The 26472-nt window shown below is 71.3% G+C and carries 19 protein-coding genes; 9 read left to right on the top strand and 10 right to left on the bottom strand.

The window, feature by feature from the left end; translation table 11 throughout:
- Positions 1-27: 27 nt before the first annotated feature.
- Complete coding sequence (locus ABT034_RS25830; protein WP_351219152.1) at positions 28-4998, bottom strand: NAD-glutamate dehydrogenase; 4971 nt, start codon at positions 4996-4998, stop codon at positions 28-30.
- A 431-nt stretch (positions 4999-5429) separates the two neighbouring features.
- On the opposite strand from ABT034_RS25830, the gene ABT034_RS25825 reads away from it, so the two are divergent.
- Positions 5430-5984 carry a DJ-1/PfpI family protein gene (locus ABT034_RS25825; RefSeq protein WP_351219150.1) on the top strand — a complete coding sequence of 185 codons (555 nt, stop codon included), beginning with the start codon at positions 5430-5432 and terminating at the stop codon, positions 5982-5984.
- Between the two features lie 51 nt (positions 5985-6035).
- Here ABT034_RS25825 and ABT034_RS25820 read toward each other — a convergent pair whose 3' ends face one another.
- Both ABT034_RS25820 and ABT034_RS25815 read right to left on the bottom strand, forming a co-directional pair.
- Entirely contained in the window at positions 6036-6707 is a 672-nt protein-coding gene (locus ABT034_RS25820) for an HAD family hydrolase (protein ID WP_351219148.1), read from the bottom strand.
- A gap of 68 nt (positions 6708-6775) precedes the next feature.
- Entirely contained in the window at positions 6776-7282 is a 507-nt protein-coding gene (locus ABT034_RS25815; RefSeq protein WP_351219146.1) for a DUF6912 family protein, read from the bottom strand.
- Positions 7283-7557: 275 nt separating this feature from the next.
- On the opposite strand from ABT034_RS25815, the gene ABT034_RS25810 reads away from it, so the two are divergent.
- The gene (locus ABT034_RS25810; RefSeq protein ID WP_351219144.1) at positions 7558-8091 is read left to right on the top strand and encodes an Rv3235 family protein; all 534 of its coding nucleotides are present in this window, start codon (positions 7558-7560) and stop codon (positions 8089-8091) included.
- Between the two features lie 71 nt (positions 8092-8162).
- On the opposite strand, the gene secA is transcribed toward ABT034_RS25810, so the two are convergent.
- Positions 8163-10997, bottom strand: coding sequence for a preprotein translocase subunit SecA (secA, locus tag ABT034_RS25805; RefSeq protein ID WP_351219142.1), 2835 nt, complete (start codon positions 10995-10997; stop codon positions 8163-8165).
- Positions 10998-11236: 239 nt separating this feature from the next.
- Between secA and ABT034_RS25800 the strand changes: the two genes are divergently transcribed.
- Together ABT034_RS25800 and ABT034_RS25795 are read left to right on the top strand one after the other, a co-directional pair.
- A complete protein-coding gene (locus tag ABT034_RS25800) occupies positions 11237-11824 on the top strand; it encodes a GNAT family N-acetyltransferase (RefSeq protein ID WP_351219140.1) in 588 nt (195 codons plus the stop codon).
- 52 nt (positions 11825-11876) lie between these two features.
- Positions 11877-13052: a winged helix-turn-helix domain-containing protein gene (locus ABT034_RS25795; protein ID WP_351219138.1), complete on the top strand. Its 1176-nt coding sequence runs from the start codon at positions 11877-11879 to the stop codon at positions 13050-13052.
- On the opposite strand, the gene ABT034_RS25790 is transcribed toward ABT034_RS25795, so the two are convergent.
- The 6 genes from ABT034_RS25790 to mtrA form a co-directional block, all read right to left on the bottom strand.
- Entirely contained in the window at positions 13049-13801 is a 753-nt protein-coding gene (locus ABT034_RS25790; RefSeq protein ID WP_351219136.1) for a response regulator, read from the bottom strand. The two genes, ABT034_RS25795 and ABT034_RS25790, sit on opposite strands and share 4 nt — an antisense overlap.
- 213 nt (positions 13802-14014) lie before the next feature.
- Positions 14015-14695, bottom strand: coding sequence for a ribosome hibernation-promoting factor, HPF/YfiA family (hpf, locus tag ABT034_RS25785; RefSeq protein WP_351219134.1), 681 nt, complete (start codon positions 14693-14695; stop codon positions 14015-14017).
- Between the two features lie 294 nt (positions 14696-14989).
- Entirely contained in the window at positions 14990-15799 is an 810-nt protein-coding gene (locus ABT034_RS25780) for a ComF family protein (RefSeq protein ID WP_351219132.1), read from the bottom strand.
- Between the two features lie 135 nt (positions 15800-15934).
- Positions 15935-17716: an LpqB family beta-propeller domain-containing protein gene (locus ABT034_RS25775; protein ID WP_351219260.1), complete on the bottom strand. Its 1782-nt coding sequence runs from the start codon at positions 17714-17716 to the stop codon at positions 15935-15937.
- 172 nt (positions 17717-17888) lie between these two features.
- Positions 17889-19910, bottom strand: coding sequence for an MtrAB system histidine kinase MtrB (gene mtrB, locus ABT034_RS25770; RefSeq protein ID WP_351219130.1), 2022 nt, complete (start codon positions 19908-19910; stop codon positions 17889-17891).
- A gap of 1 nt (position 19911) precedes the next feature.
- The gene (mtrA, locus tag ABT034_RS25765; protein ID WP_250769064.1) at positions 19912-20589 is read right to left on the bottom strand and encodes a two-component system response regulator MtrA; all 678 of its coding nucleotides are present in this window, start codon (positions 20587-20589) and stop codon (positions 19912-19914) included.
- Positions 20590-20919: 330 nt separating this feature from the next.
- On the opposite strand from mtrA, the gene ABT034_RS25760 reads away from it, so the two are divergent.
- From ABT034_RS25760 to ABT034_RS25740, 5 genes are read left to right on the top strand one after another with little or no spacing between them, the layout of a single operon-like run.
- Entirely contained in the window at positions 20920-22143 is a 1224-nt protein-coding gene (locus ABT034_RS25760; protein WP_351219128.1) for a DUF7544 domain-containing protein, read from the top strand.
- Between the two features lie 4 nt (positions 22144-22147).
- Complete coding sequence (locus ABT034_RS25755) at positions 22148-22840, top strand: DUF4129 domain-containing protein (protein WP_351219126.1); 693 nt, start codon at positions 22148-22150, stop codon at positions 22838-22840.
- Complete coding sequence (locus ABT034_RS25750; RefSeq protein WP_351219124.1) at positions 22837-24030, top strand: DUF4350 domain-containing protein; 1194 nt, start codon at positions 22837-22839, stop codon at positions 24028-24030. Before ABT034_RS25755 ends, ABT034_RS25750 begins: the two co-directional genes overlap by 4 nt.
- Positions 24027-25010: an AAA family ATPase gene (locus tag ABT034_RS25745; RefSeq protein ID WP_351219122.1), complete on the top strand. Its 984-nt coding sequence runs from the start codon at positions 24027-24029 to the stop codon at positions 25008-25010. Before ABT034_RS25750 ends, ABT034_RS25745 begins: the two co-directional genes overlap by 4 nt.
- A gap of 12 nt (positions 25011-25022) precedes the next feature.
- Positions 25023-26333 carry a DUF58 domain-containing protein gene (locus tag ABT034_RS25740; protein WP_351219120.1) on the top strand — a complete coding sequence of 437 codons (1311 nt, stop codon included), beginning with the start codon at positions 25023-25025 and terminating at the stop codon, positions 26331-26333.
- The last annotated feature ends 139 nt before the right edge of the window (positions 26334-26472 follow it).

Below are 26472 nucleotides of genomic sequence, written 5' to 3'. Positions count from 1 at the left end.
CCGGCGGGGCCCTTCCCTCTCACACCCCTAGCTGTGCGTACGAAGCAGCGTCCGCATCGTCCGCATCGCCACCGACAGGTTCGCCAGGTCGAAGGTGTCCGACCCCTGGATCTCCTCCAGGGTCGTCCGCGCGCGGCCCAGGATCGCCGCGTTCTTCTCCTCCCAGGCCTTGAACCGCTCCTCCGGGCTCGCCGTGTCGCTCCCCGCCGCCAGGACGTCCGCCGTCAGCGCCGAGTGCGCCGCGAACAGGTCCTCACGGATCGAGGCGCGGGCCATCGACTGCCACCGGTCGCTGCGCGGCAGCTCGATGATCCGGTCCATCAGGTCGGTGATCCGCAGCCGGTCGGCCAGGTCGTAGTAGACCTCGGCCACCGCGAGCGACTCCTTGCCCGTGCGGTCCGCGATCGCGACGACGTCGAGGATCGGGAACGCGGACGAGAAGCCGGCGACCCGCAGCGCGAGCTCCTCCGGCACACCGAACGCGGTCAGCTCGTCCAGGATCGACTGGTACCACTCCAGGTCGGCGCCGCGCAGCAGCGACGGCAGCTGCTCCCAGACCTCGTCGACGCGCTCGGCGAAGAACTCGATGGTCTCGGTGAGCTGGAGCGGCTGCGGCCGGTTGTTGAGCAGCCAGCGGGTGGCGCGCTCGACGAGCCGGCGCGAGTGCAGCCGCATCCGGGTCTGGACCTCGGCCGGCACCCGGTTGTCGAGGGCCTCGACGGCGTCCCAGACCTGGCTGAGGCGGAAGACGACGCGGGCGGCGGTCTGCGCCCGGACGATCTCCTCGATCGACGCGCCGGTCTCCTCGCGGAGGCGGTGCAGGAAGGTCGAGCCGCCGGTGTTGACGGTGTCGTTGACGAGGATCGTGGTGACGATCTCGCGGCGCAGGGCGTGGTTGTCGACGGCCTCGGGGAACCTCTCGCGCAGCAGCGTCGGGAAGTACGCGTGGAGCAGCCCGCGCAGGTACGGGTCGTCCGGCAGCCCCGTGGCGATGAGCTCGTCGGCCACCGTGATCTTGGTGTACGCGAGGAGGACGGCGAGCTCCGGCTGGCTGAGGCCCCTGCCGTTGTTGAGCAGCTCGCGGATCTGGCGGTCGTTGGGCAGGAACTCCAGGGACCGGTCGAGGGCTCCGTCGCGGCCCAGGCGGCGCATGTACCGCTGGTGGGCGTGGAGGAGCGAGGGCGACTGGGCGACGGCGTTGGCCAGGGCCGTGTTCTGCGCGTAGTTGTTGCGCAGGACGAGCGTGCCGACCTCGTCGGTCATCTCCGCGAGGATCTTGTTGCGCTGCTTGACGGTCATGTCGCCCTCGGCGACGAGCCCGTTGAGCAGGATCTTGATGTTGACCTCGTGGTCGGAGGTGTCGACGCCGGCGCTGTTGTCGATGGCGTCGGTGTTGACCTTGCCGCCGTGGCCCTCGGGGCCGCCGACGCGGGCGAACTCGATGCGGCCCAGCTGGGTCGCGCCGAGGTTGCCGCCCTCGCCGATGACCTTGGCGCGGACGTCCTGGCCGTCGACGCGGATGGCGTCGTTGGCCTTGTCGCCGACGTCGGCGTTGGACTCGGCGGTCGACTTGACGTACGTACCGATGCCGCCGTTCCACAGCAGGTCGACGGGTGCGTGGAGCACCGCCTTCATCAGCTCGGCCGGGGTCATCTTGGTGACGCCGTCCTCGATGCCGAGGGCGGCCCTGACCTGCGCGTTGACCGGGATCGACTTGGCGCTGCGGGGGTGGATGCCACCGCCGGCGGAGAGCAGCGTCGCATCGTAGTCGGCCCAGGACGAGCGGGGCAGGTCGAAGAGGCGGCGGCGCTCGGCGTAGGAGACGGCCGCGTCCGGGTTCGGGTCGATGAAGATGTGCCGGTGGTCGAAGGCGGCGACCAGGCGGATGTGCTCGGAGAGCAGCATGCCGTTGCCGAAGACGTCGCCGGACATGTCACCGACACCGACGACCGTGAAGTCCTCGGTCTGGGTGTCGTGGCCCAGCTCGCGGAAGTGGCGCTTGACGGACTCCCAGGCGCCGCGGGCGGTGATGCCCATGCCCTTGTGGTCGTAGCCGGCGGAGCCGCCGGAGGCGAAGGCGTCACCGAGCCAGAAGCCGTACGACTCCGCGACCCCGTTGGCGATGTCCGAGAAGGTCGCGGTGCCCTTGTCGGCGGCGACCACGAGGTACGTGTCGTCCTCGTCGTGGCGGACGACGTCGACCGGCGGCACGACCTCGCCCGCGACCAGGTTGTCGGTGATGTCGAGCAGCGCCGAGATGAACGTCTTGTACGAGGCGATGCCCTCGGCCAGCCAGGCGTCACGGTCCACGGACGGGTCCGGGAGCTGCTTGGCGACGAAGCCGCCCTTGGCGCCGACCGGCACGATGACGGTGTTCTTCACCATCTGCGCCTTGACCAGGCCGAGGATCTCCGTACGGAAGTCCTCACGGCGGTCGGACCAGCGCAGACCGCCTCGGGCGACCTTGCCGAAGCGCAGGTGGACGCCCTCGACGCGCGGGGAGTACACCCAGATCTCGAAGGCCGGGCGGGGCGCCGGGAGGTCGGGGATGGCCTGCGGGTCGAACTTCATCGACACGTAGGAGTGGCGCTTGCCGTCCTGCGTCATCTGGAAGAAGTTCGTCCGCAGCGTGGCCTTGATGACGGTGAGGAAGGACCGCAGGATCCGGTCCTCGTCCAGGCTCGCGACCTGGTCGAGGGCGCCTTCCAGCTCCTCCAGGATGCCGTCGGTCAGCTCGGTGCCGGCGCGCTGGCGCTCCGGGGACATCCGGGCCTCGAAGAGGGAGACGAGCAGCCGGGTGGTGTGGACGTTGTCGCGGAGGGTGTCCTCCATGTAGTCCTGGCTGAACATCGCACCGGCCTGGCGCAGGTACTTGGCGTACGCGCGCAGCACCATCGCCTCGCGCCAGGTGAGCCCGGCGGAGAGGACGAGCGAGTTGAAGTTGTCGTTCTCGGCCTCGCCGGTCCAGGTGGCGGCGAAGGCCTCCTGGAAACGCTCGCGGGCGTCGTCGCCGAAGGAGTCGCCGCCGTTGCCGGTGGAGACGGGAAGGCGCAGACCGAAGTCGTAGATCCAGGCGTGCGTACGGTCGGCGCAGCGCAGCTCGTACGGACGTTCGTCGGTGACCTCGACGCCGAGCCGGTTGAGGACCGGCAGGACGGCGGAGAGCGAGATCGGGTCGCCCGTCTTGTAGATCTTGAAGCGGCGCTCGCCGGGGCCCGCGACGACCGGCTCGTACAGGGAGAGCGCGAAGTCCTTGCCGCTGGTGCGGGCGAGGGCCTCCATGTGGACGAGGTCGGCGACGGCCGAGCGCGGCGAGTGGTCGGCCTTGTAGCCCTCGGGGAAGGCGTTGCCGTAGCGGCGGAGCAGCTCGGCGGCGCGCTCCTCGCCGAACTCGGCGTTCAGCGCCTCGGCGAAGCCGTCGGACCAGGAGCGGGCGGCCTCGACGAGCCGGGCCTCGATGCGGTCGACGTCGGCGTCGGTGAGCTTCGCCAGCTCGGTGCCGGGCTTGACGCGGACGACGAAGTGCAGCCGGGACAGGATCGACTCGGTGTTCCAGGCGGTGAAGTCGACGCTGGTGCCGCCGAGCTCCTCCTTCAGGATGTCGATGATCCGCAGCCGGACGCGGGTCGTGTAGCGGTCGCGCGGCAGGTAGACGAGGGCCGAGTAGTAGCGGCCGTACTCGTCCTGGCGCAGGTAGAGCCGCAGCCGGCGCCGCTCCTGGAGGTACAGGACGCTGGTGACGATGGACTGGAGCTGGTCGACCGGGGTCTGGAACAGCTCGTCGCGGGGGTACGTCTCCAGGATCTGGAGCAGGTCGCGGCCGTCGTGGCTGTTCGGCGAGAAGCCGGCGCCCTCCAGGACCTCCTGGACCTTCCGCTTGACGACGGGGACGCGGCGGACGGACTCGGTGTAGGCGGCCGAGGAGAACAGGCCGAGGAAACGGCGCTCACCGATGACGTTGCCGTCGGCGTCGAACTTCTTCACACCGACGTAGTCGAGGTACGAGGGGCGGTGCACGGTCGACCGGCTGTTGGCCTTCGTCAGGATCAGCAGCTTGTGCTCACGCGCCTTGGCGCGGGCGTCCGCGGGCAGCCGGCTGAAGGACGGCGAGACGGGGTGGGCGTGGTGGCCCTCGTCGTCGCCCGAGTGGTGCGGGTCGGAGCGCAGGATGCCGAGGCCCGTACCGGGGACGGCGGACAGGGCGTCACCGTCGACCAGGGCGTACTCGCGGTAGCCGAGGAAGGTGAAGTGGTCGTCGGCGAGCCAGCGCAGCAGCTCGCGGGCCTCCTCCACCTCGGTCGGGCGCAGGTCGGTCGCGGTGGGCTCGCCCGGGAGGCCGTCGGCGATCCGCAGGGCGGCCTCGCGCATCTTGTCCCAGTCCTCGACCGTCTCGCGGACGTCGGACAGGACGCGCAGCAGATCGGCGGTGATCTGCTTGAGGTCGGCGCGGTCGGTCTCACGGTCGATCTCGACGTGGATCCAGGACTCGGTGAGCGCGTCGTGCGGCAGCTCGCCGTGGATCTGGGCCGAGAGGACCTCGATCAGCTTGCCCGCGACATCACGGCGGACGAGGACCTGCGGGTGGATCACGACATGGATGCCGCGGCCCTGGCGTGACAGCTCGTTGGTGACCGAGTCGACGAGGAACGGCATGTCGTCGGTGACGACCTCGACGACGGAGTGGCTGCTTGTCCAGCCGTTCTCCTCGACCGTCGGAGTGTGGACGCGCACGTTCGCGGTGCCCTGCGGACGGTTCTCCGCGAGCCGGTAGTGGGACAGCGCGGCACCGAACACGTCGACCGGGTCCCGGTCACCGAGATCCTCCGGCGCCGTGTGGAGGTAGTAGCGCTGGAGGTACTCGAGTACGGCGTCCCGGTCGGGGCGCTCCCCAGCACCCTCCGGGCCCGTCGGAAGTCGCCCCCCGACCGGGCTGTGCTCAGCTACCCGCGCGGCCCTTTCGAGCAGCTCGGCCTTGGCTTCGTCCAGCTTGGTCTGCATGTCCTCTGACTCCTGTCGCGCGCCGTTGCGTGACGTCGGTGGAAGAAAGGGCACAACGCCACGACGCGGTGATACCGGTCGAAGACGACGTTATGCCCGGATGAGAGATGCCCGGGTCGTTATCGGCCACGGAGAGCGGCGCGCCCGGACGGAGAGGATCGGCGAACGCACGGTCGGCCCGGCCCCTGGAGCGGGCCGGGCGGCAGCCGGGGGCTGCATTGCCCCCTCGGCGTATCGCGCTGATCACGGGAAAAGCCTATCGCCCTCGCCCCCCACACCGTCATGGTCCGTATGTGTACAAAAGAGGGGGTGGAAGTTTGACGTTATGGACAGCGACACATGTCCTCTTGGCAAAGTGCCCCGCCACGGGCAGCGTGTACGGGAGCACGGGCGCGGCACGGCAGACCGACCATCTGTGATCTGGGAGAGCCATGGCGAAGATCCTGATCGTGACCGGGGACGCGGCGGAGTCGCTGGAGGTGATGTACCCCTACCAGCGGCTGCTCGAGGAGGGATACGAGGTCGACATCGCGGCCCCGGCCCGCAAGCAGCTCCGGTTCGTCGTCCACGACTTCGAGCCCGGCTTCGACACGTACACCGAGAAGCCCGGCTACACCTGGCCCGCGGACCTGGCCTTCTCGGAGGTCGACCCGGGCGCGTACGTGGCGGTGGTGATCCCGGGCGGCCGGGCGCCGGAGTACCTGCGCAACGACCCGGAACTCCGCAAGGTGCTCAAGGCCTTCTTCGACGCGGACAAGCCGGTGGCCCAGATCTGCCACGGCCCGCTCCTGACGGCGGCGGTCGGCGGGCTCGAGGGCCGCCGGGTCACGGCGTACCCGGCGCTCGAACTCGACATGCAGGCGGCGGGGGCGACCTTCCAGGACAGCGCGGCGGTCGTGGACGGCCTCCTGGTCTCCTCCCGGGCCTGGCCGGACCACCCCACCTGGATGCGCGAATTCCTGAAGGTCCTCCGCACGAAGGGCTGACGCCCCAGGGGGCTGCGGGCGCCACCTGTGGCGTCCCGCACCCGCCGGCGCCTAGACCAGCTCCTCCGCCACCGCCACCGCCTCCTCCAGCGAGTCCACCACCGGCACCCCCACCCGCTCAAGCGACGCCCGGCTGTGCGACCCGCCGGTGTACAGCACCGCCCGCGCCCCCACGTGCGCCGCCGCCACCGCGTCGTCCGCCGCGTCGCCGATGACGACGACCCGGTCCGCCGGGACCCCCTGGAGCGCGGCCAGGTGCCGCACCATGTGCCCGGACTTCCCGTCCGTCGAGGTGTCGACCCGCCCGTCCATCCGCAGGAACCGCTCGGCGATCCCGTACCGCTGGACCAGCGGGACGAGATCCGTGTGCGGCGCGAGGGACAGCAGCGACTGCGTGAACCCGGACGCCTGCCGCGCCGCGAGCAGCTCCGCGGCCCCGGAGGTCAGCCCGCAGTTCTCGGCGCGCAGCCGGTAGTGCCGGTGGAAGACCCCGTCCATGAGGGTCCATTCGGCGTCGGTGGGCAGCCGCCCCATGAGCCGCTCGTAGAACTTGGGCACCGGCACCGTGTACAGCTCGCGGTACCGCTCCAGCGTGATCGGTTCGAGCCCGAGCTCGGCGAAGGCCGCGTTCGTCGCGCCGATGACCGCGCTGGTGTCGTCGAGCAGTGTCCCGTTCCAGTCCCAGACCAGATGCTTGCCGCGCAAGCCGTCGTGCTTCCCCATGGAAAGACGGTACCCGGCGGCACCGACAGCGAAGACTGAGCGGCGGTGGGAACGGCGACGGCGGCCGATCAGCCCAGCAGCCCCGGAATCTCCTGCACCCCGAACCACAGCAGCTCGTGGTCCTCGGCCCCGTCCACGACGAACTGCGCGTCGTCGTCTCCCTGGTCCGCCGCCCCCAGCGCACCGGCGGCGGCCGTCACGTCCGCCACCGCGTCGTCCGCGTCGGCGTGCACCGCGGCCGCCTTGGCGAGCGGTACGGCTCCGGCGATCCGGACCTCGCCGACGGAACCGGCGTCGAGCCCCCGGTCGGGGTCCGCGGCCGCGTCCTTGTCGGGCACGTCGACGGCGACGACGATCCGGCGCCGGGGCGCGTCGGGGTCGCCGGCCAGGAGGCGCAGGGAGGCGGACGCGGCCCGGTTGAGCGCCGCGTACTCCAGCTCCTCGATGTCGTCGGAGACGTACCACTCACGCAGGGCGGGGGTGACGGCGTAGGCCGTCAGCGGCCCGGGACCCAGTTCGCCCGCCTTGTGCGCCTGTGCGAGACCGGGGAGCGTCAGGGGGACGTACACACGCATGGCTGGCCACTTTTCGTCGACGGAGAGGCCCTCAGGATACGTGCGGAGTCCCCCTTCGGGGTGGCCGGCCGCGGCAGGCCCGCGTCCACCGCGGAAGGACCTCGCCCCAGCCCCGGAGAGCTGATTTTCCTCCGGATCACCCGGATAGGTGATTCACGTTTCGGCCCACCCCACCGCACCGGACTCCTTGCGGGGGCTCCCGCCCCGCCCGTACAAGATCCCCAACGGAAGTTACTGACCGGTACCAACCGGTCACGCAACGACAGGGGACCGCCATGCAGACCACGCTCACCACCACCGTCCCACCGACGCCCGCCCACACCACCACCACCGCCGCCACGACCCGGCCGAGCCCTCCGCACGCCCCGCGCCCCCGCTCAGCCCCATGCGGCCCGGCCGGCAGCCGCCCCCGCGGCCCGGCGGGCACCCACCCCCGCACGAGCCGCCCCCGCACGAGCCGCCCCCGCACCCTGCCCCCGCACACCGTCTTCGCCGAACGCCTCCTCGCCGTGCTCAGCGGCGAACGCCCGGTCCACTGGATGCTCGGCCACACCGTCGGCGAGGCGTACGAGCAGCTCGTCCGGATCGCCCCGGAGACACCCCTGCGCTCACTCGGCCCCCGCCCGGTCCTGCGCCGCTGCTCGGTCCAGGTGGACGACGACCGCACCGCGGTGGAGGCCTTCGCGACGATCGCCACCGGCGCCCGCGTACGGGCCATGGCGTTCCGCCTCGAGCGGGGCGAGGACCAGCGCTGGCGCTGCGCGGCGGTCGAGCTGGACGGTCTGGGCACGGCCCCCCACCTCGCATGACGAAGGGGCCGGCCGCCCACCGGGCAACCGACCCCTCAACCACAAAGCATCACCGGCTTACCGGCACGGCATCACTTCTTACGGCGACGCCCGCCGCCCGCGTTCTTCTGCGCCTTGCGCCGCTCCGCCCGCGTCATCCCGTCACCGGCGTCCGCGTCGTCGGAGGCGAAGTCACCTTCGACGACACCGCCGTCGCCGTCCACGGTCGGCGCGGAGAAGTGCAGCCGGTCCGGCCGCTGCGGGGCCTCAAGGCCCTTGGCGCGGATCTCCGGACGCCCGGCGGGCGCCGCAGTGTCACGAGCCGCTGCCGCGGCGGGGGCGTCCTCCTTGGAGAGCGAAGGAGCGCTCGCCTGCACCGGGACCTCCTCGACCTGCTGCTCGACCTGGACCTCCAGGTTGAACAGGTAGCCGACGGACTCCTCCTTGATGCCCTCCATCATGGCGGTGAACATGTCGAAGCCCTCGCGCTGGTACTCGACCAGCGGGTCCTTCTGCGCCATGGCGCGCAGGCCGATACCCTCCTGGAGGTAGTCCATCTCGTAGAGGTGCTCGCGCCACTTGCGGTCCAGGACGGACAGGACCACGCGCCGCTCCAGCTCACGCATGATCTCCGAGCCGAGCTGCTTCTCGCGCGCGTCGTACTGCTCGTGGATGTCGCCCTTGATGGACTCGGCGATGAACTCGGCGGTGATGCCCGCCCGGTCCCCGGCCGCGTCCTCCAGCTCCTCCACGGTGACCTTCACCGGGTAGAGCTGCTTGAAGGCGTTCCACAGGCGGTCGAGGTCCCACTCCTCCGCGAAGCCCTCTGCGGTCTCCTGGCGGATGTAGTCGTCGATCGTGTCGTCCATGAAGTGCTGGATCTGCTCCTGCAGGTCCTCGCCCTCCAGGACGCGGCGGCGCTCGCCGTAGATGACCTGACGCTGCCGGTTGAGGACGTCGTCGTACTTCAGGACGTTCTTACGCGTCTCGAAGTTCTGGGTCTCGACCTGCGACTGCGCGGAGGCGATGGCGCGGGTGACCATCTTGTTCTCGATCGGCACGTCGTCCGGCACGTTGGCCATGGCCATGACGCGCTCCACCATCTGCGCCTTGAACAGACGCATCAGGTCGTCGCCGAGCGAGAGGTAGAAGCGGGACTCGCCGGGGTCGCCCTGACGGCCGGAACGACCGCGCAGCTGGTTGTCGATACGGCGGGACTCGTGGCGCTCGGTGCCGAGCACGTACAGGCCGCCGAGGTCCTTGACCTCCTCGAACTCCGCCTTCACGGCCTTCGCGGCGCGCTCCAGGGCGGCGGGAAGGGCCGCGGCCCACTCCTCGACGTGCTCGACCGGGTCGAGACCGGCCTGGCGCAGCTCGGCCTCGGCGAGGTCGTCCGGGTTGCCGCCGAGCTTGATGTCCGTACCGCGACCGGCCATGTTCGTGGCGACGGTGACGGCGCCGCGGCGGCCGGCCTGGGCGACGATGCTGGCCTCGCGGTCGTGGTGCTTGGCGTTGAGCACCTCGTGCTGGACACCGCGCTTGGAGAGCTGCTGCGAGAGGTACTCGGACTTCTCGACGGAGGTCGTGCCGACGAGGATCGGCTGACCCTTCTCGTGCTTCTCCGCGATGTCGTCGACGACGGCGGCGAACTTGGCGACCTCGGTCCGGTAGATCAGGTCCGACTGGTCCTTGCGGATCATCGGCCTGTTCGTGGGGATCGGGACGACGCCCAGCTTGTAGATCTGGTGGAACTCGGCGGCCTCAGTCATGGCCGTACCGGTCATGCCGGAGAGCTTGTCGTACAGGAGGAAGAAGTTCTGCAGGGTGATGGTGGCGAGGGTCTGGTTCTCGTCCTTGATCGCCACCCCTTCCTTCGCCTCGATCGCCTGGTGCATGCCCTCGTTGTAGCGGCGGCCGGCGAGGATACGGCCGGTGTGTTCGTCGACGATCATGACTTCGCCGTCCATGACGACGTAGTCCTTGTCCTTCTTGAACAGTTCCTTCGCCTTGATGGCGTTGTTCAAGTAGCCCACGAGCGGGGTGTTCACCGACTCGTAGAGGTTGTCGATGCCGAGCCAGTCCTCGACCTTGGCGACACCGGCCTCATGGATGGCGACGGTCCGCTTCTTCTCGTCGACCTCGTAGTCGCCGGTCTCCTCGATGCCCTTGAGCTGGTTGCCGGGCTCGCCCTTGGAAAGGCGGGTGACGAGCTTGGCGAAGTCGCCGTACCACTTCGTCGCCTGGTCGGCCGGGCCGGAGATGATCAGCGGCGTACGGGCCTCGTCGACGAGGATGGAGTCGACCTCGTCGACACAGGCGAAGTTGTGGCCACGCTGGACGAGCTCGTCCTTGGACCACGCCATGTTGTCGCGCAGGTAGTCGAAACCGAACTCGTTGTTCGTGCCGTACGTGATGTCGCAGTTGTACTGCTCGCGGCGCTGGGCCGGCGTCATGTTGGCGAGGATGCAGCCGATGCTCAGGCCGAGGAAGCGGTGCACCCGGCCCATGAGCTCGGAGTCGCGCTCGGCCAGGTAGTCGTTCACCGTGATCAGGTGGACGCCCTTGCCGGAGAGCGCGTTGAGGTACGCCGGGAGGGTGCCGACGAGGGTCTTGCCCTCACCGGTCTTCATCTCGGCGACATAGCCGAGGTGGAGGGCGGCGCCACCCATCAGCTGGACGTCGTAGTGGCGCTGACCGAGGACACGCTTGGCGGCCTCGCGCACCGTCGCGAAGGCCTCGGGCATCAGGTCGTCGAGGCTCTCGCCGTCGGCGTACCGCTGCTTGTACTCATCGGTGAGCGCCCGCAACTCGGCGTCGGAGAGGTTGACGAAGTCCTCTTCGATGGAGTTGACCTGGTCCGCGATGCGGTGCAGTTTGCGCAGGATCTTTCCTTCGCCTGCACGCATGAGCTTGTTGAAGACGGACACTGAGGCTGGTCTCCTTGCCGGTCGGGCCTGGCACTGGGTCTTGTCATGGACGCGAGCGCGGGCACGGCAGGTGGTCCCCACCGCAACGGCCATCGTAAGCGAGACCGCCCTCGTGAAGGGAGGCCCACAGTGCCGGAGCCGTACGTCCGCCCGGAAAGAGAACGCACGAGGTGGGCGGAAGGTGCCGCCCCACCCGAAAAGTGTTCGCTTCCCGTGCGGCCGCTCACCACAATCCAGGCATGGAGCCGATCACCCTCACCACCGACCGACTGCGCCTGCGGAACTGGGTTCCCGAGGACGCCGACGCGGTGTACGCCATCTGTCAGGACCCGGACATCCTGCGCTGGACCGTCGTCCCCGACCCCTACACCCGGCAGGACGCCGAGTTCTTCCTGCACCAGCTCGTGCCCGACGGCTGGCGCGACGACACCGAGTACGCCTTCGCGGTGGAACCGCTGGCCGGCGGCCCGCTGCTCGCCGCCGTCGCCCTCAGCAGCCGTGGCATGGGCGTCTGGGAGGTCGGTTTCTGGCTGGCCGAGGAGCACCGGGGCAGCGGCTATATGACGGAGACCGTCCGGGCCCTGGCCCACTGGGCCTTCACCGCGCTCGGCTGCACCCGCCTGGTGTGGCGGGCCGAGGTCGGCAACGTCGGCTCGCGCGCGGTGGCCGAGCGCGTCGGCTTCGTGATGGAGGGCGCCCAGCGCGCCGCCCTCACCAACAAGGGCACGCTGAGGGACGCCTGGGTCGGCGCCCTGCTCCCCTCCGACTTCGGCCTCCCGAGCCCCCTGCCGTACCTCACGACCCGCGACCAGCCCACCCAGGCCTGACGTACCGCCCTCCCGGGCCCGGCTGTCAGTGCCGGGGCCTAGGGTGCCGTCCATGACGACTGTGCCGCGCCCCGCCGCCGAACTGTCCGCCGACGAAGCACGCCGGATCGCGCTGCGCGCCCAGGGTTTCCTGGGCGCGCCCGACCGACGCGCCGGGGTGCGCGGGGTGCTGCGCGGCCTCGGCCAGGTCCAGCTCGACACCATCTCCGTCCTCGCCCGCTCGCACGAGCTCATTCCGTACGCGCGTCTGGGCGCCGTCGGCCGTACGACGGTCGAGGACGCCTACTGGTCCGACGCGCACGCCTTCGAGTACTGGTCGCACGCGGCCTGCATCCTGCCCGTGGAGGAGTGGCCGCACTTCGCCTTCCGCCGCCGCGCCTACCGCGACCGCCCGCAGTGGCACCACGAGCTGTCGGCCGGGGCGTACGACAAGGTGATCGACCAGCTGCGGGCCGAGGGCCCCCAGACGGCGACCGAGCTGGGCGGCGCCAAGAACAAGGGCGAGTGGTGGGACTGGTCCGACTCCAAGATCGCCGTCGAGCGCGCACTGATGTTCGGCGAGGTGGTCGTGGTCGAGCGGCGCGGCTGGAAGCGGGTGTACGACCTGGCCGAGCGGGCGATCCCGCAGGCGCTGCTCCACGACGAGCTGGACGACACCGAGTGTGTGCGGCGCCTCGTGCGGCAGGCGGGTGAGGCGCTCGGCGTGGGCACGCGCGCGGACATCGCCGACTACCACCGGATCAAGGGCGAGCAGTTCGACGCCGTGGTCGAGGCGGCGGGTCTGGTGCCGGTGACGGTGGCGGGCTGGGGGAAGCCCGCCTGGGCCGACCCGGCGGCGCTGGCCTCGGAGCCCCGCGGCCGGCACCGTACGACGCTGCTCTCGCCGTTCGACTCGCTGATCTGGGAGCGGCCCCGCACGGAGCGGATCTTCGGCTTCACCCACCGCCTCGAGGCGTACGTGCCGAAGCAGAAGCGGATCCACGGCTACTTCGCGATGCCGGTCCTCGCCGGCGGCCGTCTGGTCGGCCGTGTGGACCCCGCCCGCGAGGGCAGGACGCTCGTCGCCAGGCAGGTGACCCTCGACGGCCCGAAGGCCGTGCCCGCGGTGGCGACGGCGCTGCGCGAGGCGGCCGAGTGGGTCGGCTGCGACGCGGTGTCGGTGGTACCGGACCGGATGAACCACCCCGAACTGGCACCGGAGCTGGTCCGCCTGGCCTCCGGCGCCTAGCGGATCTCCAGGATCTTCTCCCGCATCGCGTAGACCACGGCCTCCATCCGGGAGTGGAGCTGCAGCTTCTCCAGGATGTTCCGGACGTGGTTCTTCACGGTGTTCTCGGAGATGAACAGTTCCTTGGCGATGTCCCGGTTGTTCATCCCGGTCGCGACGAGCTTGAGCACCTCCAGCTCGCGATCGGTCAGCCGGGGCGCGGGCACGAGCCGGCGTTCGTCGGTGCGCTGGATCATCGACTTGAACTCGGTGAGCAGCTTCGACGCCATCGAGGGGCTGATCTGCGACTGCCCGTCCGCGACCGCGCGGATGGCCGTCGCGACCTCGTCGGTGGAGATCTCCTTGAGGAGGTAGCCGGTGGCGCCGGCCTTGATCGCCTCGTAGAGGTCGGCCTCCTCGTCGCTGATCGTCAGCATGATGATCTTCGCGCTGGGAGCCACCTCCTTGATGGAGGTGCACGCCTCGATGCCGCCGCGCCGAGGCATCCGTACGTCCATCAGGACGATGTCCGGCAGCAGATCGGCGGCCTTGTCGACCGCCTCGGCCCCGTCACCGGCCTCACCGACGACCTGGATGTCCTCCTCCTGCGCGAGGACGATCTCCAGTCCGCGGCGGAAGAGGGCGTGGTCGTCCACGACCAGGACCCGGATGGGCTCCTTGCGGCATGCGTCGCTGTCCGAATCCGATCCCTCCGGGACCGCGTTTCCGTGCTCGCGCCCGCTGAGCACCGGCCCGAAGCTGTCCGCCATCGTTCCTCCCCCTGAAGGCCGTGGCCTGAATTCGTTTCCGGTCCTCCAACCGGTGCTCACAGAGCACCGGTTGGCGTGCACGCCATGATTTCATGCCCGGGCGGCGACGGCGTGTTCCATGGACGCGCGGGGGTGCCCCTGGGGGCGCGAAGAGCGCTCCAGGGGCACCGTGTGTGGGGCAACTGAGGTGTGTGTGGTGCGCGGCGGGCTTTGTCAGCCGCCGAGCGCACCGCCGGCGCCGCGTCCTTCGGCGAGCGGGTCGCTCTCCAGATGGATGACGCCGTAGTCGTACGCGTGTCGCCGGTAGACGACGCTCGGCTGCTTCGTGTCGGAGTCGACGAAGAGATAGAAGTCGTGCCCGACCAGCTCCATCTCGTAGAGCGCCTGGTCGAGCGTCATCGGTGCGGCCTTGTGGGTCTTCTCCCGGACCACCAGCGGGCCTTCGCCCTGGACCTCGATCGGGCCCACCATCTTGGTCGGCACCGCGTCGGTCTCGTCCGCGACGAGCTTGCCATCCCCGTCGAACTGGGCGACGCCGGGCACCACGTCCCCGACCTCCGCCGCCGAAAGCCTGCCGTTCCCACGGCGGGTGTACCGCTTGTCGTGCTGCTTGCGCAGTCGCGCCTCGAGCTTGTCGCTCGCGAGGTCGAGCGCTGCGTACGGGTCGCCTGCCGCAGCTTCCGCCCGGATCACCGGGCCTCGGGAGTGGAGGGTGATCTCCACGCGGTCGGACCTGTCGGCCTGCCGCGGGTTGTGTTCCTTGGACACCTCGACGTCGAGGCTGATCACCTTGCCGTCGAGCTTCTGGATCTTCTCCAGCTTCAGCTTCTCGGCCACGTGCTTGCGGAACCGCTCGGGCACCTCGGTCTTGCGGCCCTTGACGACGATGTCCACGCAGAACTCCGTTCCCGGATCGCCCTGATCGGCTCCTCGGCCGCCGGGCTTCTCCTTTTGCACCAGACTCCGGTGGATTACCGGAGCTCGGACTTGGCGACTTTCACCTCCTCCTCCCCAGCCGACATGATCCCCACCCCATCGACAAGAGGTTAATTCGCCCTGAACTCCTGTCCTGTAGGCGCAACCAGTATTCGTCGAGGCGATGGCTTCCACCATTCCTCACAACCGAACATAGCCCCTCCTGACGGGTGTCGGCACCCGCTACCGCGACATACCTCCGTACGGGTGCTTTCACCTCTCACCACCTGCAACGATCCAAGTTCCCGAGGAGTTCCGGTTTAATTCGAACGAGGCGGGAGAGGATGCGATCACAGCCGCCGCCCGCTGTTCGAATCCGTGCTGCGCCGAACCGCCCGGAAAACCGTGCGGTAATTCAGGAATGAACGGACGGTGTACGGCTCCGAGGGCGCGCGCCGCCTCCGCGAGCGAGGCGCCCGTGGTCATCAGGTCGTCGACGAGCACCACCCTTCCCGCCCGGAGCAGCCGCTCGCCGCCCGGCACGACCTCCAGTGCGCCGGAGAGGTTGGCGAGCCGCCCGCGCGCCCCGAGCCCCGCCTGGTCGGCCACGTACCGCCGCTGCCGCAGCACGGGAACGACCCGCGCCCGCCGCCCCAGGGACCGCAGCCGGGCCGCCGCCGCCAGCGCGATCCGCCGCGTCGGATCGTGGCCACGCGCCCGTACGGAGCGCCGGGAGGACGGCACCGGTACGAGGAGCAGCGGAGCCGCCGAAGAGCCGTCACCGCCCCCGGCAGCGGCCTGCACGGCCATGGCCAGGGCGCCGCCCAGGGGCCGGGCCAGGGTGAGCGCCCCACGCTCCTTGTGGGCGAGCAGCAGCTCCCGCACGGCGTCGGCGTACGGCGCCACGGCGTGGACCACGGGCAGCCCGGCGGGCTCGGGCGAGGGCCGCACCCGGCGCGGCCCCGCCTCCGCCCCGGTCAGCACGGCGGCGCAGGACGGGCACAGCTCTGTACGCGGTCTGCCGCAGCCTCCGCAGGCGACCGGCAGCACCAGCCCGGCGATCTCGCGCCACCACCCCCGCATGGCTCCACTGTGCGCCTTTCGGAGCCCGCGGGCCACCCCTGTGGAAAACCCCCGGAACGCCGGCTTCCGGCCGGTTGTCCGAGGACTTCCGTGGCGCCCCGGAGTACGTCAGGTCGAGGCCCCCAGGGCTCCCCGCTACCCCGGATAGACGGGCGAGGTGCCGTCCTTGACCATCGGCTGCCAGTTCGTGCCCGGAGCGAGCCGGACGATGCCGTCGTCGCCGGAGTCGGCGACCACCGGCGCCGAGTCGTCGTGCGGCACGGAGTCGCCGTGCGGCGCGGCCACCGAAGTCACCCCGTTCAGACCGGGGAGCACCGAGGTCGCCGAGGTCGAGCCGTCCGTCTGGAGGTAACGGATCTGCTGGACGCCCCCCGCCTCCCTGCCGACGACGACGAGCCGGCTCGGCCCGGCCCAGGAGACGGCCGTCACCGACTCCATCCGGGGCGCCGCGGGCTGGAGGTCGAGCACCGAGACGACCTGCTCCTCGCCCGTCGTCTGCCGCTGGATCCGGCCGATCTGCAGGGTCGTGCGCTCGCCGCGGGTGACCACCAGCGCGATCCGGACCCCGTCGGCGGAGACCCGCAGGGACGTGATCCTCGCGTCGTCCCCCAGCCACGGCGTCCGTACCTTGACGGGGTCACCGCTGCCGTCGGGCACCATCCACAGCTGGGGCGCGGCGGGGTCGCGGTCGGCGACCCACAGGTCGCCCCGGCCGTCCCAGCTGGGCGCGGACAGCCCGTCGTCGGGTTTGACGGCCTTGCTGGTCAGGACCGCGGGCAGGGTCTCCTGTTCCGTGGTGATGGAGGAGACGAAGAGCTCCCGGCCGTTCTCCCCCACCCCGGCGGCGCGGGTCTCGCCCCGGTCGACGGCGATCGAGCGGAGCGGCGTCGTGCCCTTGCCGAGCGGTCCGGGCACCTCGACGGACGCGTTCGCCTCCTTGTCCCCGACGACCAACATCTTCAGCCTGTGGTGGTCGTCGACGAAGTACGGGTTCTCCTGTCGATCGGTGTTCCGGACGGCGGCGAACTCGGTCTTCTGCCCCTTGCCGAGGCGACACAGCGACTGGCCCTTCGCCCCCTGGAGCTCCACCTGCTCGACGCGGACGGAGGTCAGGTCGCCCAGGGTGAACAGCAGCTGGGCGGCCATCCGCCGGCACGCCTCGCCGCCGACCCGGTCCGCCTTGGCGTTGAGCGGCACCTTCAGCGTGGACTGGTCGTCGGTCGTCAGCGTGGTGACGCCCTTCTGCAGCTCCGTACCGGACGGGAAGCGGGAGTCCACGGCCGGCTTCAGCCAGTTCGTGGGGCCTTCGAGGAGCGCCTTGACCGTCTGCGTCACCGGATCCATCCGGGTGACGGGGTCCTGCCGCTGCCGGATGTAGACGGGGTCGGCGACGACCCAGTCCTCCCCGGAGGCGAAGTAGTACTTGTTCACCGACCGGTAGTTGCGCAGGAAGTCGGCCTCGCCGAGCACCAGCCCGGGCGGCAGGCTGTCGATGCGCCACTCCTTGCCCTTGCCGTCGGCGCCGGGCTGCTGCACGACATGGATCGACTGCAGGTACGCGGCGGGGCTGTTCGGCTGGTACGCGTGACGGGCGTCCACGGTCGCGATCTTGCGGCCGGAGAGCGGGTAGGCGCGGCCCTGGTTGTCGGGGTCGGCGTTGCGGTCGGCAGGGTCGCGGGCGGGCGCCGTGGTGAGCACGGTGATGCTCTCCTCCGGCTTCCAGGTCCGCGCGGCGTGCTTCGTCAGGTACTTGCGGGCGGTGGCGAAGCCGGGGTCGTCACTGGTCATGGCTTCGAGGAAGCCGTCGACGATCTCGTCCGGGTCCGCGTTCTCCCGGGGCGCGACGGCGTAGACCCGGACCTGCGAGTCGCCCTGGTTGGCGCCCTTGACGGTCTGGACGTCGCCGCTGTCGGGCATCGTCGCGCAACCGGTCACCAGGAGCCCGCCGCACACGGCGAACACCACCGCGCGCGTACTCCGCACCCGCACCGCCGCCCCCTCTCGGAAACCGAGCACGGCCGGCCCCACCCGAAAGCCCAGCACCGCCGGCCCCACTCGGAAGCCCCGCCCCGCGCGTCCCTCTCGGGAGTCAGCGCCCACGTGTCCCGTCCTCCCGCTCCACGTTCCCGTTTCCGCCGGCCGCCGCCGCCGGACCCACCCCGCAGCCGTCGCCGTCCGTCGCCGCGCGCGCCACGACCCGTGCGCCGCTGCCGGGCAGGGCCGTCGGGTCGACGGAGGCCCGCGGCGACGCCGGAAGCCTCGGCGGTACGGGGAACTGCTGCCGGTCGCCGGCGGACTGCTCCGGCACCGACGCCAGCCGGGCACCCTCCTGGGCGCGCCCGACGGCCGTCTGCTCACGGTTGCGACGCGAGTCCTCGGGCTCCAGCGGGATCGGGGAGCCCCGCAGCGGCTCGTCCGCGGTACGCGGCAGGGTGAGCCGGAACTGCGAGCCGCCACCGGCCTCGCCCCAGGCCTGGAGCCAGCCGCCGTGCAGCCGGGCGTCCTCGACCGCGATGGAAAGACCGAGGCCGGTGCCGCCGGTGGTCCGGGCCCGAGCCGGGTCGGCCCGCCAGAACCGGTTGAACACCCGCGTCGCCTCGCCCGGCTTCAGTCCCACCCCGTAGTCGCGTACGGCGACGGCCACGGCCCCGCCCGCGGCGGCCAGCTTCACCACCACGTCCCGGCCCTCGCCGTGCTCGACGGCGTTGACGACGAGGTTGCGCAGCACCCGCTCGACCCGGCGGGCGTCCGCCTCGGCCACCACGGGCTGCTGGTCGCCGACGACCACGATCCGGGTCCCCTTGCGCTCGGCCAGGGGCTCGGCGCCGCCGATGACCCGGCGCACGACCTGCCGCAGGTCTATCGGCTCGGCCTCCAGGGCCGCCGCGCCCGCGTCGAAGCGGCTGATCTCCAGAAGGTCGGAGAGCAGCGACTCGAAACGGTCGAGCTGATCGCCGAGGAGTTCCGCCGAACGGGCGGTGATGGGGTCGAAGTCGACCCGCGCCTCATGGATGACGTCGGCCGCCATCCGGACCGTGGTCAGCGGGGTGCGCAGCTCGTGCGAGACGTCCGAGACGAACCGCCGCTGCATCCGCGACAGCTCCTCCAGCTGCTGGATCTTGCCCTGCAGGTTCTGCGCCATCTTGTTGAAGGCCTCACCGAGCCGGGCGATGTCGTCCTCGCCGGTGACCTTCATGCGTTCCTGGAGCCGGCCGGCCGAGAGCCGCTCGGCGATCCCGGCGGCCATCCGTACAGGCGTGACGACCTGGCGCACCATGAGCCAGGCGATGGCACCGAGCAGGACCATGACGAACAGACCGGCGGTCGCCAAAGTGCCCTTGACCAGGGTGAGGGAGTCCTCCTCCTGGGTCAGCGGGAAGAGGTAGTACAGCTCGTACTGGGTGCCGTCGGCGTCGTTGAGCCGCTTGCCGATCACCAGCCCGACCTCGGACGCCTTGCCGCTCGTGTAGTGGATCCTGGTGAACTTCTGGAGGGTGTCCGCGCCCTGGGCGACCTCGTGCCGCAGATCGGCGGGAATGCTCGCGGCCGGGTCGACCTCGCCGGAGGCACGCACACCACGGCTCGCGGTGTCATCGCTGTCGAGGGAGAGCGCCACCACGTTGAAGGCGCTCTGGCCACCGCTGGCGAGCTGCTCCACCAGGGTGGAGCGCCAGTTCACGGACGAACCGGTCCGCCCGCCGACCTGCTGACCGGGCGCCGACGAGGTGGTCGCCGCCCTGTCCTGGGCGGCGGAGAAGCCACCCGCGGCCTGGCCCTGGGCGGCCCTCTCCTTGGCGTCGAGCAGACCGTTGCGGACCTGGCCGATGACGACCAGGCCGAGCAGCAGCACCACTCCGAGGGACATCAGCAGGGTGCCCGCGACGATCCTCAGCTGGATGTTCCGCCGCCACAGCCGCACAGCGGGCAGCAGCGGCCGACGCACCCAGCGCGCGAAGAGGCGGAGCACCGGTCCACCCGGCGCCCCGTCCCGGAACAGCCGTCCACCGCGAGGCGGACGGCCGGAACGCGAGCCCCCCCGCCCCGGTCCGGCAGTCCGCCCCGTACGGACTCCCGGATCCCCGGGCTTCGGAGCAGCACTGCCCGTACTCATGTCAGCTCGGCCCCGCCTTGTACCCGACACCACGGACGGTGACCACGATCTCCGGGCGCTCCGGGTCCTTCTCGACCTTCGAGCGCAGCCGCTGGACGTGCACGTTCACCAGCCGGGTGTCGGCCGCGTGCCGGTAGCCCCAGACCTGCTCCAGCAGGACCTCACGGGTGAAGACCTGCCACGGCTTGCGCGCGAGCGCGACGAGCAGGTCGAACTCGAGCGGGGTCAGCGCGATGGACTGCCCGTCCCGCTTCACGGAGTGCCCGGCCACGTCGATGACGAGGTCACCGATGGTGAGCTGCTCCGGAGCCGGCTCCTCCGACCGCCGCAGCCGCGCCCGGATACGGGCGACGAGCTCCTTCGGCTTGAACGGCTTCACGATGTAGTCGTCGGCCCCGGACTCCAGACCCACGACGATGTCCACCGTGTCGCTCTTGGCCGTGAGCATGACGATCGGCACACCCGACTCGGCCCTGATCAGGCGGCACACCTCGATGCCGTCCCTACCGGGCAGCATCAGGTCGAGCAGCACCAGGTCAGGCTTGGCCTCCCGAAATGCGGCAAGCGCCTTGTCACCGTCCGCGACGAACGACGGCTCGAACCCTTCACCCCGCAACACGATGCCGAGCATCTCGGCCAGTGCGGTGTCGTCGTCGACGACAAGAACGCGTCCCTTCATATCGACATCATCCCATTAGCCAATCGTTACCTGCCGTGACCTGTCCCACAGCGCCTCCCCCAGCCCGGACCGCGATCCCGTCGACCGCGGCCCGCTCGGCCCGCCATCGCACGGTTCGCGCGAGATGATCGGGTATCCGCACAGTGTGCAGCCTGCCGCCCGCACAATGAAGGTCCGGACGAACGTACGAAGGACAAGGCCGGTCCCGCCCACGGGCGGGCCCCGCGTGGCACGATGGCACCCGGCCCGCCGCCGTGTCAGGTGTCGGCCGCCGTGACCGAGCCGGTCCGCCGATCCGGCACCGCGACCATTCCTCCGAGGTGGACGACCGTGAATGACACTCCGGGCTGGACCTCGCCCGGATCCGCCCCCTCCGACGACCAGGACGGATCCCGGGTTCCCGGGCCCGCTCCGGCCGACGCGAACGGTTCCGCCCCGCAGTGGTCCAAGGACCAGCCGCCCGCCGGCCAGTGGTCCCCGCCCACCGGGCGGACCCCGGCCCCGCCGCGACCCCCGGTACGGGGCCAGGGCTGGGGCGGCCCGCCTCCAAACGCCCACTGGGGCCGGCCTCCGGCCGCGAAGCCCGGGGTGATCCCGCTCCGCCCGCTGGGCGTGGGCGAGATCCTCGACGGCGCGGTGAAGACGCTGCGCACCTACTGGCGCACGGTCCTGACGATCTCCGTCACGGTCGCGGTGATCACCCAGGTCGCCAGCATCCTCGCCCAGCGCTATCTCGTCCCGGCGGCCCCGGCGGCGAACCCCGACGCCACCCCCGCCGAAGCGCTCGAACAGTCCCTCGACTCGGCCCAGGCCTCCCTGATCGGTCTCGGCCCCGTCCTCCTCGTGACGCTGATGGCCTCCGTGGCCTGTGCCGCCCTGCTGACCGTCGTCATCAGCCGCGCCGTACTCGGCCGCCCGGTCTCGTTGAGTTCGGCCTGGCAGGAGGCCCGCCCCCGGCTCCTCCAGCTGATCGGTCTCACGCTGCTGCTGGCGGCCATGGCCGCGGCCGTCGTCCTCACCGGCATGCTCCCCGGCCTCCTGATCGGAGGCGCCGCGGGCGCGGTCCTGCTCCTCCTCGGCGGCTTCGGCGGCCTGGCGGCGGCAGCCTGGCTCATCGTCCGTTACAGCCTCGCCTCCCCCGCCCTGATGCTGGAGCGCCAGGGCGTGATCCCTTCGCTCAAGCGCTCGGCCAAGCTGGTCCAGGGCTCGTGGTGGCGGATGTGCGGGATCATCCTCCTCACCCAGCTGCTGATCCTCGTCTTCTCCATGATCATCGCGATCCCGTTCGCGATAGCCGGCATCGCGGCCGACACCGACGGCTTCTCCGGCCTCCTCTCCGGCTCGACGGCCACCTTCGGCTGGCCATTCCTGATCATCACCGGCATCGGCAGTGTGATCACCAGCGCGATCACCTACCCGATCTCCGCCGGAGTGACGGTGCTCCTCTACGTGGACCAGCGCATCCGCCGCGAAGCCCTGGACCTCGAACTGGCTCGGGCCGCGGGCCTCCCCGGCTACGGCCCCACACCGGGCGACCAGACCGTCGGAGGCTGATGCCGTGACGGCCCCGGGGGGAACGGCCGCGACACCGGTACGGCTGCGCGCCGACGTCGACGTACCGGTGGACATCTCCCGCCTCCCCGCCCGCGAGGCGGCGGAGCGGGAGCTGTCCAAGCCGATGTACCACGAGAACGACCCGAACCTCCTCCAGCGCGGCCTCGACCGCTTCTGGGAGTGGCTCCGCGACCTGTTCGGCGCCGCGTCCGGGGCCACCCCCGGCGGCGTCGTCGGCCTCGTCGCGGTCGTCCTGTTCGTAGCCGCCCTCGCCGCCGCCCTCTGGTGGCGCCTCGGCACCCCGCGCCGGGCCCCCGGCACCACCGGCGACTCCCTCTTCGCCGGCGGCCCCCGCACCGCCCGCGACCACCGGGCCGCCGCCGCCCGGCACGCCGCCGCCGGCCGCTGGAACCAGGCGCTCCAGGAACGCATGCGGGCCGTCGTCCGCTCCCTCGAAGAGCGCACCCTCCTCGACCCCCGCCCCGGCCGCACCGCCGACGAGGCCGCCGCCGAGGCCGGCCGCTCCCTGCCCTCCCACGCGGACGAACTGCGCCTCGCGGCCCGCGCCTTCGACGACGTCGCATACGGCGGCCGGACCGCCGACGAGCCCGCGTACCGCCGCATCGAGGAACTGGACACCGTCCTGGAGCGGACCCGCCCCACCCTCGACACCACCTCCACGGGGACACCCGCATGAGCCGCCCGGCCACCGGCACCACGTCGATCGCCCTCACACCCCGTCAGCTCTGGACCCGTGCCCGCGGCGCGGCCCTCGTCCTCGCCCTGGTCATCATCGGCGGCATCGTCCTGGCGACCATGCGATCCACGGGGTCCCACGGCGCGCTCGACCCCCGCTCCGCCGACCCCCACGGCAGTCGCGCCGTCGCCGAACTCCTCAAGGCCCGCGGCGTCACCATCACCCTCGCCACCACCCTCGACGAGGCCACCGCCGCGACCGACACCGCGAGCACCCTCCTCGTCACCGCACCCGATCTGCTGACGGACACTCAACAGTCCACGCTCCGCCGGACCATCACGGGAACCGCGGGCCGCACCGTCCTCCTCGGCGCCGGCCACCCCTCCCTCCCCACCCTGGCCCCGGACGTCACCAGCGCCACCAGCACCCCCGTGGAGAACCGCGCCCCCTCCTGCACGCTGGAGGCCGCCAACCGCGCGGGCAGCGTCGACCTCGGCGGCGAGCGCTACCTCACCGTCCCGGGTGCCGACGCCTGCTACCCCTCGGACGGCCTGCCGTCCCTGGTCCGCATCCCCGGCCCCGACGCCACCGACACCGTCCTCCTCGGCTCGCCCGACATCCTCTACAACAACCGTCTCGACCAGCAGGGCAACGCCTCTCTCGCCCTGCAACTCCTCGGCTCCCGGCCCCATCTCGTCTGGTACCTCCCCTCGCTCTCCGACACCTCCGCCGTCGACGCACCCGACGACGACACCACGGGCAACTTCCTCGCCCTCATCCCCTCCGGCTGGCTGTGGGGCACCCTCCAACTCGCGGTCGCGGCCCTGCTCGCCGCCATCTGGCGCGGTCGCCGTCTCGGCCCCCTGGTGACCGAGCGCCTCCCCGTCGCCCTCCGCGCCTCCGAGACCACCGAGGGCCGAGCCCGCCTCTACCGCAAGGCGAACGCCCGCGACCGCGCCGCCACCGTCCTGCGCACCGCGACCCGGTCCCGGATCGCCCCCGCGCTCGGCGTCCCCTCCCAGGACGCCCACTCCCCCGAGCGCCTCCTCCCCGCACTCTCCGCCCGTCTCCCCGAGACCACCGCGGACCCCAGGAACCTCCTCTTCGGCCCGACCCCCGCCGACGACACCACTCTCATCCGCCTCGCGGACCAACTCGACGCCCTCGAAAGAGAGGTACGCACCTCATGAGCGCCCCGACCCCCGAGACCGCCGTGGACTCGGACAGCGCCCGCGCCTCGCTGGAGGCCCTGCGCACCGAGATCGCGAAGGCGGTGGTCGGCCAGGACCCCGCCGTCACCGGTCTCGTCGTCGCCCTGCTCTGCCGGGGCCACGTCCTCCTGGAAGGCGTACCGGGCGTCGCCAAGACCCTCCTGGTCCGCTCGCTCGCCGCCGCTCTCGAACTCGACACCAAGCGCGTCCAGTTCACCCCCGACCTCATGCCGAGCGACGTCACCGGCTCCCTCGTCTACGACACCCGGACCTCCGAGTTCTCCTTCCAGCCCGGCCCGGTCTTCACCAACCTCCTGCTCGCCGACGAGATCAACCGCACGCCCCCGAAGACCCAGTCCTCCCTCCTGGAGGCGATGGAGGAACGCCAGGTCACGGTCGACGGCACCCCGCGCCCCCTGCCCGAGCCCTTCCTGGTCGCCGCGACCCAGAACCCCGTCGAGTACGAGGGCACCTACCCCCTCCCCGAGGCCCAACTGGACCGCTTCCTGCTGAAGCTGACGGTCCCTCTGCCCTCGCGCGCGGACGAGATCCAGGTCCTCACCCGTCACGCCGAGGGCTTCGACCCGCGTGACCTGAAGGCCGCCGGCGTCCGCCCCGTCGCGGGCCCCGCCGAACTCGAAGCCGCCCGGACCGCTGTCGCCAAGGTCTCGATCTCCCCCGAGATCGCCGGCTACGTCGTCGATATCTGTCGTGCCACGCGTGAATCCCCCTCACTCACGCTCGGGGTCTCTCCCCGAGGCGCCACCGCCCTGCTCTCCACCGCCCGCGCCTGGGCCTGGCTCACCGGCCGGGACTACGTCACCCCGGACGATGTGAAGGCCCTCGCTCTCCCCACCCTGCGTCATCGCATCCACCTGCGGCCCGAGGCCGAGATGGAGGGGGTAACCCCCGACTCCGTCATCAACTCGATCCTCGCCCACGTCCCCGTCCCCCGCTGAGAACGGCGCCCCATGGCCCTCACCGGACGAACCGCGCTGCTCGCCGCCCTCGGATCGCTCCCCGTCGGCATCCTCGCCCCCGGCTGGACGGGGATGCTCGCAGTGAACGCGCCTCTCTCCCTCGCAATTCTGTGCGACTACGCCCTGGCGGCGCCAGTACGAACGCTCCAATTCACCCGAAGTGGTGATACATCCGTTCGACTCGGTGACGCGGCAGACGTCCAGCTCACCGTCACCAACCCGTCCCGCCGCACCCTCCGCGCCCAGCTCCGCGACGCCTGGCCGCCCAGCAGCTGGCGCCCCGGCACCGAGCAGGCCTCCTCACGCCAGCGGCTCACCGTCCCCGCCGGCGAGCGTCGCCGCCTCACCACGAACCTGCGCCCGACCCGCCGCGGCGACCGTCACGCCGAACGGGTGACGGTCCGCTCGTACGGTCCCCTCGGTCTCGCCGCCCGCCAGGGCAACCACGAGGTCCCCTGGACCGTCCGCGTCCTGCCCCCCTTCACCAGCCGCAAGCACCTCCCGTCCCGCCTCGCCAGGCTCCGCGAACTCGACGGCCGCACCAGCGTGCTGACCCGCGGCGAGGGCACGGAGTTCGACAGCCTCCGCGAGTACGCCCCCGGCGACGACACCCGCTCGATCGACTGGCGAGCCACCGCCCGCCAGACCACGGTCGCCGTCCGCACCTGGCGCCCGGAGCGCGACCGCCGCATCCTCATCGTCCTCGACACCGGCCGCACCTCGGCCGGCCGCGTCGGCGACGTCCCCCGTCTGGACGCCTCCATGGACGCGGCACTCCTCCTCACCGCGCTCGCCTCCCGAGCCGGTGACCGCGTGGACCTCCTGGCCTACGACCGACGTCTCCGCGCCCAGGTCCAGGGCCGCTCCGCCGGCGACGTCCTCCCCGCCGTGGTCAACGCCCTCGCCCCGCTGGAACCCGAACTGGTGGAGACCGACGCCCGCGGCCTGGCCGCGACCGCCCTCGCACGCGCTCCCCGCCGCTCTCTGATCGTCCTGCTGACGAGCCTCGACGCGGCCCCGATCGAGGAGGGCCTCCTCCCCGTCCTGCCGCAGCTCTCCCAGCGCCACACCGTGCTTGTGGCCTCTGTCTCCGACCCCCACATCGCCCGGATGGCAACCACCCGCGGCACGATCGAGGGCGTCTACGAGGCCGCGGCAGCCACCCAGACGCAGTCCCAGCGCGCCCGCACGGCAGAGCAGCTCCAGCGCCGAGGCGTCACGGTCGTCGACGCCTCCCCCGACACCCTCGCGCCCGCTCTGGCAGACGCGTACCTCGCCCTGAAAGCAGCCGGCCGCCTCTGACGAGGGCAACGGCGACGGCGCATCCCCTCCGAAAGGGTTTCGGCCCGTAAACGCAGAAAAGCCCCGCACCATAAGGTGCGGGGCTTTCCCACAATGATTGTTCGGCGGCGTCCTACTCTCCCACAGGGTCCCCCCTGCA

The sequence above is a fragment of the Streptomyces sp. NPDC002773 genome, from assembly GCF_040295605.1.
Lineage (GTDB): Bacteria > Actinomycetota > Actinomycetes > Streptomycetales > Streptomycetaceae > Streptomyces.
This window is presented reverse-complemented; position numbering and strand designations above follow the sequence as displayed.